Raw genomic sequence first — 7942 nt, 5'->3', positions numbered from 1 at the left:
CGCGCTCGCGTCAGCATCGGCACGCGCGGCGGCGACCCGCGCTTCGGCGGCGGCGGCTTCGGCCTTTGCGGCATCGGCGGCCTGTGCCGCATCGCGCCAGCGGGCATGGATCAGGCGGGCCTCCGCCACCTGGATCTGGTCCGACAGTTCGGCGTAGCGTTCCGCCTGTTTAGCCTGCCGGCGCAGGGCGGCGATGCGGCTGTCCAGCCCGACCATCAGATCGTCCAGCCGGGCCAGATTGGCCTCGGTCTGGCGCAGCTTGCCCTCGGCATCACGGCGGCGAACGTGCAGCCCGGCGATGCCGGCGGCTTCTTCCAGCATTTGCCGCCGTTCGGCAGGTTTTGCGGCAATCACCTGCGCGATCTTGCCCTGGCTGACCAGCGCGGGGCTGTGCGCGCCGGTGGCGGCATCGGCAAAGGCGAGCGCGACATCCTTGGCCCGGACATCGCTGCCGTTCACGCGATAGGCGCTGCCCGCGCCGCGTTCGATCCGGCGGACAACCTCCAGCGGTTCGCCATCGGCATCGGCGCCCTGCAGCACGACCTCGGCAAAATCGCGCGGCGGGCGGGTCTCCGTCCCGGCGAAGATGACATCCTCCATCCCGCCCGACCGCATGCTGCGGGGCGAATTTTCGCCCATCACCCAGCGGATCGCTTCCAGCAAATTGGACTTGCCGCAGCCATTGGGGCCGACCACCCCGGTCAGCCCCGGCTCGATCCGCAGTTCGGCAGGTTCGACGAAGCTCTTGAAACCGCTGAGCTTGAGCCGCCGTATCAGCATCGCGTCAGCACGGTTTCCCGCTGCCGCAAGATCGGCCTCAGCGTGCGCCGGTGCGCTGCAGCACCGGTTCCAGACCGGCCCAGCTGTTGGAATCGACCTTGTTGCCATTCACCAGGAAGGTGGGCGTGCCCTCGATGCCGAGTTCGCTCGATTGCGTGTCGGAACGGTCGGCAATGGCGGTCACGTTCTGCGTATTGGCGAGGCAGGTGCGCTGCTGATCGACGCTGAGGCCGCGCGCGGCGAAGAAATCGACCAGGCTGGCCGCTTCGGCGACGGCGAAGAACCGCTGTTCCTCCGGCAGTTCCATCGCCGCCTGAAGGGCTTGCGGATTGGCCTGCGCGCCGTTCATCAGATCGTTGAGATTGGCCCAGACCTCCGCCGACAGCGGATGGAAGGTTTCATCCTCGCCGCAGCGTACCAGCGCCGCCAGCACCAGATCGATGCCGTTGTGAACCTGGTTCCGCAATTCGAAGGATACCCGCCCGCTGGAGACATATTCCTCCTTCAGCTGCTCGGCACCGTTACCGGCGAAAGCGGCGCAGGCGGGGCAGGTGAGCGAGGCATATTCGATCACCTTGATCGGCGCGTCCGGATTGCCAAGCAGATAGCCGTCTTCGGGCGTTACCGTCACCATGTCGGTCCATGCCTGCCCCTGCGGCGCGGCGATTTCCTCGATCGGCTGCGTCGCGGCAATCTCGCCCGTCTGCGCTTCTTCCGATCCGCAGGCACCCAGCGAAAGGGCAAGCGGCGCGGCGAGGGTTGCAAAAGCGAGGCGGCGAAGATCGATCATGTGAACAGGTTCCCGTCGATGCGCGGCACCGTAGCGCCGCGGGGCAATAGAAGATGCCGCGACCATAAGGGCAGCGGGCGGCAGTTTCCACCGCAAAACGCGCGGCTGAACCGCGGCGTTACTTGCCCTGCTTCAACCTTGCGTCCAGTTGCGGCGCCAGCGTCGCCCAGTCATGCGTGCCCGCCAGCAGCACGCCGTCGATCGCGAAACTGGGCGTTCCGCGCAAGCCGAACTGTTCGATATCGGCCACGGTATTGTCCGACAGGCGCTTGGCCATGGCCTCGTCATTCAGGCAGCGATCGGCGTCGACACGGGAATAGCCGCGCCCTTCCATCAGCTTGTAAAAGCCGAAATCGGCGGCAATGGCACGGCGGCGGGCGGCATTGTCGCCCGTGCTCCAGCGCTGGACCTGTGCGGGCGAACGGTTGGTCAGCGTCGGCAGCCATCTGGGCTGGGCGCGCATCAGGGCCGCGTGGTTCTGCGGGAATTTGGCAGCCGGCCCGCAATTTGCCAGCATCGCGGCCGTCAGATCGACGGGATCGTGCAGGCTGTGCCGCACATCGAGGCTGACCTTGCCCGGCCCGATATAGGCCAGTTGCAGCGGCGCCTCGCCCTCGACCGCGAATTTCGCGCAATGCGGACAGGTATAGCTGATGAACTCGGTCAGCTTCAGCCTGGCTTGCGGATTGCCGATCACATGGCCCCTGCCGGTGCGCTCGACCGCAGTGTTCCAATTGCCATTCGCGCCCATCAACAGGGCTGCGGATAGCACGATGCCTGCCGATGCAGCGATTTTCCGCACCGCGCGGCCAAGTTTCCTCTTCATCCTAATCCTTTCCATCCGCATCCCTGGCCGACAGGCTGCGTGCCAGCGATTCCAGCACCGTCCGCAGTTCCGGGTCACCGATGTCGCGCAGCGAATCGCCCAGTTCCATCGGAATGGGTTTCAGCGACGGCGGTGCCTTGGGGCGGTTTTCAGCAGGCGGCGGCTTAACCGCGCCTTGCCGCATCTTCACCCGCGCCACGGCCTTGTAGCCGAAGAAGCGGTTCACCCGTTCCATGATCTCGGGGATGACATGCTGGATCAGCGGCGCATGGGCGGGCAGCACCACCAGTTGCAAGATGCCCTCGCTCTTCTCACCGGGCGGAAACCGGATCGCCTCGGGCGAACAGACGCGCGCATGGCGTTCACCGACGATCTCGTGCCAGCGGGTGACGACATTGGATTGCACGAAGCCGAAACGGCGGAAGGCCGTGCGCCCGATCTGCGGCATCAGGTCGGCAATGGGTTTCGCCCCGCCGCCGCGCGGGCGTTCATATTCGCGCGCCTTGCGCGGCGATGCGGCTGCCTTGCGCGCAGGCTTCTTCACGACCTGCCGGCTCGCCGGGCCATCTTCGCCTTTAGGGGGATCACCGCTTTGCATTGCACTTTCCATTCTCGGCCCGCCCATGACATAGAAGCGCCGTGACCGCCAGCATTCCGCCCGCCCCATCCTCAATGGATATCGCGTCCATCGCGCGGCTGCTGCTGGACCATTACGACACCCATGCGCGGCGTCTGCCCTGGCGGGCAAGACCGTCGGAAACGCCGCCCGAACCCTATCGCGTCTGGCTGTCGGAGGTGATGCTGCAGCAGACCACGGTGGCGGCGGTCATACCCTATTTCGAGAAATTCACCCGCCGCTGGCCCGGTGTGGAGGCGCTGGCCGCCGCTCCGGAGGAGGAGGTGATGGCGGCCTGGGCGGGGCTGGGCTATTATTCCCGGGCCCGCAATCTCGTCGCCTGCGCCCGCGCGGTGGCGCAGCGGGGCGGCTTTCCCGACGAGGAAGCGGAGCTTCGCAAGCTGCCGGGGCTGGGCGATTATACCGCCGCCGCCGTTGCCGCCATCGCCTTTGGCAAACGCGCCGTGGTGGTGGATGCCAATGTCGAACGGGTCGTGTCGCGCCTGTTCGCGATCTCCACCCCGCTGCCATCCGCGCGCAAGGAGATCAGGGCGCGGGCGGACAGCATCTTTCCCGAAAAGCGCGCGGGTGATTTCGCGCAGGCGCTGATGGATCTCGGCGCGACGATCTGCACCGCCCGCGAACCTCGCTGCCTGCTCTGCCCGCTGGCGCAGCACTGCCTTGGGCGTGCCACGGGCGATCCGGCTGCCTTCCCCGTGAAGCCGCCGAAGAAGGCGAAGCCGCTGCGGCAAGGCGCGGCCTACTGGATGGAGCGCGACGGCGCGATCTGGCTGGTGCAGCGGCCCGCCCGGGGAATGCTGGGCGGAATGCGCGCGCTGCCGGATGACGGATGGAAGGCGAGCACCTCGGGCCACGGCGCTCCGCCGGTGGCCGGGCAGTGGCGCAGATGCGGCACCGTGCGCCACGTCTTCACGCATTTCACCATTGCATTGGACGTGCTTGCCCTCGCTGACGAAGCACCGATCCTGCCGACCGGCGCGGGCGAATGGTGGCCGCTCAACCGCCTCGAGGACGCCGGCCTGCCGACCCTGTTCGCAAGGGCGGCGGCGCTGGCCCGTGCCAACGCTGTGCAAACCGCCGCGAACCGTTCATCCCCGATTGACGCATCCGGTGCCATCACGCAGACAGACCGGCAAATCAGTTGCGAATAGAAATCGACGAGAGGACTACCCCCATGGCATTTCGCGAATCCGTTCCATCCGCCCTCTCGCGCCGATCCCTGCTGCGGGGCGGTGCGTTCCTGGGCGCAGGCGCGATCATGGCTGGGGTGCCGATGGCCGGGCTTGACCGCATTGCGATGGCGCGGAATGCCGGTAATGCCGCCTGGCCTGCGGTGTCGGCGCTGGTCGACAGCTATGTCGAATCGCGCAAGCTGGCGAACATGGTGGCGGTGATGGGCTGGCAGCAGCGCGACCCGGCCATCATCGCCAGGGGCGGGCTTTCCATCGGTAATCCCCGGCCAGCAGGCGCGGACAGCATCTTCCGCATCTATTCCATGACCAAGCCGATTACCGGCATGGCGGTGATGAGCCTGATCGACGAGGGCCGCCTCGGACTCGACCAGCCGCTGGCCGAAATCCTGCCCGCTTTCGCCGATATGCAGGTGCAGAAGACCTATGACGGCTCGATCACCGATCTCGAACCGGCACGGCGGCCGATCACCATCCGCAATCTCCTGACCCATACCGCCGGGCTGGGCTATTCCATCATCCAGAAGGGGCCGATCGCCCGCGTCTATGAAGCGGCAGGCGTGGTGCCGGGGCAAGTGACGAAACTGCCGCTGGGCGCCGCCTTCGGCCGGGGCGAACCGGTGCGCGGGCTGGACGTATTTGCCGACCGGCTGGCGAAGCTGCCGCTGGTGGCGCAGCCGGGTACTCGGTGGAGCTATTCGGTCGGGCTCGATCTGCTGGGCCGGGTGATCGAAGTTGCCTCGGGCAAGGATTTCGATGCTTTCCTGCAGGAACGTTTCTTCGGTCCGCTGGACATGGACAGTACGGGCTTCCGCGTGAAGACGTCGGACGTGGACCGGCTGACCACCAATTACGGCGTGATCGCGGGCAATCTCATCCCCATCGATCCGCCGCGCCAGTCGGTCTATCTGGACGAACCGGCCTTCCCCTTCGGCGGGGCGGGGCTGGTATCCACGCCGCGCGATTACGACCGCTTCCTGCAGATGCTGGTCGGTTACGGCATGTACGGAGGCAAGCGCGTGATGAGCGAGCGGGCGGTGCGCCTCGGCACGTCGAATTTGCTGCCGGACACGGTGAACACTGCCGGCACGATGGCTGCTGGCGGGGGGTTCGGCGCGGGCGGCCGGGTCGGGCTTGGCGCGCAGGAAGGCACCTATGGCTGGGGCGGGGCGGCGGGCACCGTGGCGCTGGTCGACATGAAGCGCGGGCTGCGTGCCAGTGCCTATACGCAATATATGCCCTCCGACGCCTATCCGATCCATGCCGCGTTCCCCGCTGCCGTCGTCAAGGACCTGGTGATGCAGGCGCAGCGCGGCGGTCTTGCGGCCTGATCCGGCGATGAGAGATCCCGCTCCTGTCCGGACGCCTGCCGCATTCGCCGGGTCCGACCTCGACCGCGCCGACCACATCAGGGCAGATGCCGATGCGCTGGCCGGCCTGATGGACTGGCGCGCCCGGCTGCTCAGGATGGACAGGCTGGCACCGGTATCGGGCGCGGATAATTGCCTCGAATGGGGCACGCTGGCCGATTGCGCGCCGGAGGACGAGCTGGTGTTCCTGGGCCTGCTGCACGGCAAGGGCTGTTTCGCCGCCGTGCCGCAGCCGGGCAGGAGCGCCCCCGCACCCGCCATGCCGACGATCTGGCACATGCTGGCTACGATGCCCGCAGCCGACCTCGCCACCTATGGCGCGGCGCGCAGCCTCGTCGACTGGCACATGCGCCACCGCTTCTGCGCCAATTGCGGTGAGGGCACCCATATCGCCAAGGGCGGCTGGCAGCGGTCCTGCGCGGCCTGCGGGGCCGACCATTTCCCCCGCACCGATCCCGTCACCATCATGCTGGTGGAACATGACGACGGGCGGCTGCTGCTGGGCCGCCAGCCACGCTTTCCGGCGCGCCGCTTTTCCGCGCTCGCGGGCTTCGTCGAACCGGGCGAGGATATCGAGGAAGCCGTCGCGCGCGAGGTGAAGGAAGAGGCGGGAATTACCGTGCGCGACGTGACCTATGTCGCCAGCCAGCCGTGGCCGTTCCCCTCGCAATTGATGATCGGCTGCCACGCGATGACGAACGAGGACACCCTGACGATCGACGAGACGGAACTGGACGAGGCACGCTGGTTCACGCGTGAGGAAGTGGCGGAAGCAATGCAGGCGGGCGAGGCGGGCGCAGCCTTCATCGCGCCGCCCCGACTGGCGATCGCGCATGAACTGTTGAGATGGTGGCTGAAACGATGACCGATATGAAAACTCTTTCCATCGACATCTGGTCCGATGTCATGTGTCCGTGGTGCATCATCGGCTACAAGGCGCTGGAACAGGCGCTGGACGAACTCGAAGGCGAAGTGGAAGCGGAAATCCGCTGGCTGCCTTTCGAACTGAACCCCGATATGCCTGCCGAAGGTGAAGATCGCGTCGCGCATATTGCCCGCAAATACGGGCGCACTCCGGATCAGGCCGAAGATGCCAGCCGCCAGATGGCCGAGCGCGCGGAAGCCGTGGGGTTCAGCTTCGACTATGCGGGAGAAACGGCGGAAGGCGACGCCCCGCCGGCGATGATGTGGAACACTTTCGACGCGCACAAGCTGCTGCGCTGGACTCTCGCCAAGCATGGGCCAGAACGGCAGATGGCGCTGAAACTGGCGCTGTTCCGCGCGCATTTCCAGCATCGCCGCCGCATCGGCGAACGCGACGTGCTGCTCGACATTGCGGAAGAACAGGGTCTCGACCGGACAGCCGCCGCTGCCGCACTGGACGATGCGGAACTGGCGCAGATCGTGCGGATGGAGGAACAGGCGGCGTTCGACGCCAATGTCTCCGGCGTTCCTGCCATGGTCATCGCGGGCAAGTTCCTGGTGCCCGGCGCGCAGGATGCCGAAACCTACAAGCGCCTGCTGCGCAAGGTCGCGGAGAAGGTGGAGGGCTAAAGGGGTAGCAAAAGCCCCGCGAACCTCGGGCGCGCGGGGCTGTTATCATGCGTTTCGCAGATCCCGGTCAGGAATTATTACGCTCTTCCTGAATGGCGGCGCGGGTCTTCGGGCCCTTCTGCGCATCTTCGGATGGATTGTCGGAACCGATTTCCGGCTCGCGATTGGCGGGATCGGTGGCGCGGTTTTCCTCGCCGCGCTTGCCGACGCGGCGGTTCACTTCGCCGCCGGCGGAGCCCTGCTGGCCGGGGGTCGGTTCTGCCGACATGCTGTCGATCAGATCGTTATCGGGGTGACGGGACTGGCGTTCTACCATGAATTTTCTCCTTTCCCGTTCAACGGGCGAAGGCGGGCAGGCGTTCCGCGAATAGGGGCGTTTCGCCTCAGATAAGCCCCAGCTTCTGCAATTTGCCCATCAATCGCCCAGGCAGCATTTCGCCAATGTCCTCTCCCTCGGCCAGGTCGCGCGGAGCATCGCCTGCGGCCAGATAGCGCCAGCCTTGATGGGCGCGCTTGGGCCGGGGATGCACGGGGATGAGGCGGGGTTCGAGCTGGACCTCCCAGCGTCCGTCCTCCTCGCGCTGCCGGAACCCGCGAATGGGCGTGCGGCCGACCAGCGCATGGTCGATGATCCAGAACAGCGATCCGCCCACCATCTCATCGGCGCGTTTCGGGCAATAGCGGGTGGTGATCTTCGCATCCGGTCCCATGTCTTCCAGCCGTCTGGCGAGAGCAGGCAGATTGGGCACGCGAAATGCGATCTTGGTCATGTTGAGCGCCATGCAGACCTAGATA

10 protein-coding genes are annotated in these 7942 nt (G+C 66.5%); 4 read left to right on the top strand and 6 right to left on the bottom strand.

Features of this window, described 5'->3' with window-relative positions:
- From HG250_RS01605 to HG250_RS01590, 4 genes are all read right to left on the bottom strand, one after another.
- On the bottom strand, window positions 1–780 hold a 780-nt coding region (locus tag HG250_RS01605; protein WP_170002175.1), incomplete at its 3' end, for an AAA family ATPase.
- Window positions 781–817: 37 nt separating this feature from the next.
- A complete protein-coding gene (locus HG250_RS01600; RefSeq protein ID WP_170002173.1) occupies window positions 818–1570 on the bottom strand; it encodes a thioredoxin domain-containing protein in 753 nt (250 codons plus the stop codon).
- Between the two features lie 118 nt (window positions 1571–1688).
- Window positions 1689–2396 (bottom strand): DsbA family protein, encoded by a 708-nt coding sequence (locus HG250_RS01595; protein WP_170002171.1) that lies wholly within the window; start codon window positions 2394–2396, stop codon window positions 1689–1691.
- A gap of 1 nt (window position 2397) precedes the next feature.
- On the bottom strand, window positions 2398–2994 hold the full coding sequence (locus tag HG250_RS01590; RefSeq protein ID WP_170002169.1) for a DUF721 domain-containing protein: 597 nt from the start codon (window positions 2992–2994) through the stop codon (window positions 2398–2400).
- Window positions 2995–3068: 74 nt separating this feature from the next.
- Between HG250_RS01590 and HG250_RS01585 the strand changes: the two genes are divergently transcribed.
- From HG250_RS01585 to HG250_RS01570, 4 genes are read left to right on the top strand one after another with little or no spacing between them, the layout of a single operon-like run.
- On the top strand, window positions 3069–4184 hold the full coding sequence (locus HG250_RS01585) for an A/G-specific adenine glycosylase (RefSeq protein ID WP_170002183.1): 1116 nt from the start codon (window positions 3069–3071) through the stop codon (window positions 4182–4184).
- Window positions 4185–4207: 23 nt separating this feature from the next.
- The gene (locus HG250_RS01580; protein ID WP_170002167.1) at window positions 4208–5554 is read left to right on the top strand and encodes a serine hydrolase domain-containing protein; all 1347 of its coding nucleotides are present in this window, start codon (window positions 4208–4210) and stop codon (window positions 5552–5554) included.
- Between the two features lie 7 nt (window positions 5555–5561).
- On the top strand, window positions 5562–6458 hold the full coding sequence (gene nudC / locus HG250_RS01575) for an NAD(+) diphosphatase (protein WP_170002165.1): 897 nt from the start codon (window positions 5562–5564) through the stop codon (window positions 6456–6458).
- Window positions 6455–7147 (top strand): DsbA family oxidoreductase, encoded by a 693-nt coding sequence (locus HG250_RS01570; protein ID WP_170002163.1) that lies wholly within the window; start codon window positions 6455–6457, stop codon window positions 7145–7147. Before nudC ends, HG250_RS01570 begins: the two co-directional genes overlap by 4 nt.
- 67 nt (window positions 7148–7214) lie before the next feature.
- On the opposite strand, the gene HG250_RS01565 is transcribed toward HG250_RS01570, so the two are convergent.
- On the bottom strand, window positions 7215–7463 hold the full coding sequence (locus tag HG250_RS01565; protein WP_170002161.1) for a hypothetical protein: 249 nt from the start codon (window positions 7461–7463) through the stop codon (window positions 7215–7217).
- A gap of 67 nt (window positions 7464–7530) precedes the next feature.
- Window positions 7531–7929 carry a DUF1489 family protein gene (locus tag HG250_RS01560; protein WP_170002159.1) on the bottom strand — a complete coding sequence of 133 codons (399 nt, stop codon included), beginning with the start codon at window positions 7927–7929 and terminating at the stop codon, window positions 7531–7533.
- Window positions 7930–7942 lie beyond the last annotated feature (13 nt).

Origin of the sequence: Pseudopontixanthobacter vadosimaris (genome assembly GCF_012979275.1) — a bacterium.
Lineage (GTDB): Bacteria > Pseudomonadota > Alphaproteobacteria > Sphingomonadales > Sphingomonadaceae > Pseudopontixanthobacter > Pseudopontixanthobacter vadosimaris.
The sequence above is the reverse complement of the archived record's forward strand: the minus strand, read 5'-3'. Positions and strand labels throughout refer to the sequence as shown.

Coding starts and splice junctions, on each gene's coding strand:
- HG250_RS01600 (WP_170002173.1), bottom strand. CDS start 1,570: ATGATCGATCTTCGCCGCCTCGCTTTTGCAACCCTCGCCGCGCCGCTT.
- HG250_RS01595 (WP_170002171.1), bottom strand. CDS start 2,396: ATGAAGAGGAAACTTGGCCGCGCGGTGCGGAAAATCGCTGCATCGGCA.
- HG250_RS01590 (WP_170002169.1), bottom strand. CDS start 2,994: ATGCAAAGCGGTGATCCCCCTAAAGGCGAAGATGGCCCGGCGAGCCGG.
- HG250_RS01585 (WP_170002183.1), top strand. CDS start 3,069: ATGGATATCGCGTCCATCGCGCGGCTGCTGCTGGACCATTACGACACC.
- HG250_RS01580 (WP_170002167.1), top strand. CDS start 4,208: ATGGCATTTCGCGAATCCGTTCCATCCGCCCTCTCGCGCCGATCCCTG.
- nudC (WP_170002165.1), top strand. CDS start 5,562: ATGAGAGATCCCGCTCCTGTCCGGACGCCTGCCGCATTCGCCGGGTCC.
- HG250_RS01570 (WP_170002163.1), top strand. CDS start 6,455: ATGACCGATATGAAAACTCTTTCCATCGACATCTGGTCCGATGTCATG.
- HG250_RS01565 (WP_170002161.1), bottom strand. CDS start 7,463: ATGGTAGAACGCCAGTCCCGTCACCCCGATAACGATCTGATCGACAGC.
- HG250_RS01560 (WP_170002159.1), bottom strand. CDS start 7,929: ATGGCGCTCAACATGACCAAGATCGCATTTCGCGTGCCCAATCTGCCT.